1 protein-coding gene and 1 pseudogene are annotated in these 1,592 nt (G+C 30.2%); both read left to right on the top strand.

The window, feature by feature from the left end; all coding sequences use genetic code 11:
- Positions 1-670: pseudogene (locus tag ACP5S8_RS08360) on the top strand (hypothetical protein); the annotation flags it as partial.
- Positions 642-1,592 (top strand): hypothetical protein (locus ACP5S8_RS08355; protein ID WP_461876479.1); only part of this gene is annotated, 951 nt, incomplete at its 3' end. The pseudogene ACP5S8_RS08360 and the gene ACP5S8_RS08355, both read left to right, overlap by 29 nt.

Here is a 1,592-nt window from a genome sequence, read left to right as displayed (position 1 = left end):
ACAAAATGATTTTATATATACTCATGGTATGAAAGTGCCGTGGGGTTTTTTAAATGTAATTCAAGCGTTTAAACTAACAGACAAGCCAAGAAGAATAAAACCACTAACCATATATTATCATTTTTATGCTGCAGATACCGTTGCTTCCTTAAACTCCTTAAAAAAAGTATACGATTATGCTTTGTCTAAGCATCCTATACCCATATTTCCTTACCAATACGACCAGATTGTGCTTGATGGAAGAGAAACCGCTATTATAAGGATTAAAAACGGTTTTATAATAAGGAACAACGGTTATGCTAGGACTTTAAGAGTACCCATCTCGTGGGGGTATCCGGATTTAAATAAGTCTATTGGTGTAGTGGGCTATTCCGATATAAATAACAAAAGATATATCTACTTGGATGGGTCTGGTGATTACAGGCTTGTTTTTACAAACACTCCTCAGAGCTTGTACCTTATTTATGCTAACGGAATAGTGAAAAGATTTAAAAGGGAAAATAGTAGCATGCTTATAGTTTTTAAAAGTTATATTCCGCTTTTAGCTAAAATAAAGGCAAAATACTGCAAATCAAGCGATGCCCACGTTTACAATGATAATGGTATTTGGATCGTAAAAGGGAAAAAAGATTTTAAAGGATATGAGAAATCAGAAGTTATTTGTAAGTAAAGTTTTTAACTACAAAGAGATTTTAGGTTTTGTTGTATTTATTGTATTAATAGCTTATATTTTATTTCCTAAACACTATATACTTGAAACTCTAAATAAATTGAACATAGGTGGAAATTATATAAAGAGATTATATATTGAAAATCTTATAAAACATCATGAAATAAGCGATGATATCTTAGAAAAGATGTTGGTTTACTATATCAAAACCTATAGATATCAAGAAGCTAAAGGTTTACTCTTAGCCATAAAAAAAGGAGGTTATAATTTAAAAGCTTTACCGCTTTTAGAGTATTATGTATTGAAAGAGGAGTATTTTTCTACAAAAGATCCTACAAAAAGAGCTTTGATTAAAAAGACGATGGCAAAATATTTGATGGACTATATGAGAAGAAATCCCACAAGAAAAGCCATAATAACAGTTTACAGAGAAAGCTTGGCAATGGATTTAAAACAAACAGAAGCTTTGGCGCTTTATAAATTAGCCTATTATACAAATGACATAAACATAATAGAAAAGGCGGTAGCCATGGCTATGTATTTAAATGACAAAAACGAACTTAACGCTCTAACAAACAAGCTTCTTAATATGAAAAACAAAACAAGCAAACAAAAGATCCTAATATATGATTTATGTAATTATCTACATCATACAGCTTGTTTATCAAAATATTTCAAGGAGCTAGAAAAAGACAAATCCTTTGTGAGAAGCCACTATAGCGATGTTCTAATGAGTTGCGTAAAAAATCACGATATACAATGTATAGAAAATACTATAAACATCCTTCCAACAAGCTTGAAGAAGGAAGCTATAGAAAAAAGTATTACATACTCTTTTTGGGACAAAGATTATAGTTTAGCAAAGACCCTTATATTAAGGTATATTTATTTTTCTAAAGAACCAGACTTTGTAAATTTTATG

This window comes from Hydrogenobaculum sp. (assembly GCF_049967395.1).
Taxonomy (GTDB): domain Bacteria; phylum Aquificota; class Aquificia; order Aquificales; family Aquificaceae; genus Hydrogenobaculum.
Note: the sequence above shows the minus strand (reverse complement) of the source record. Positions and strands in the feature narration are given on the sequence as shown.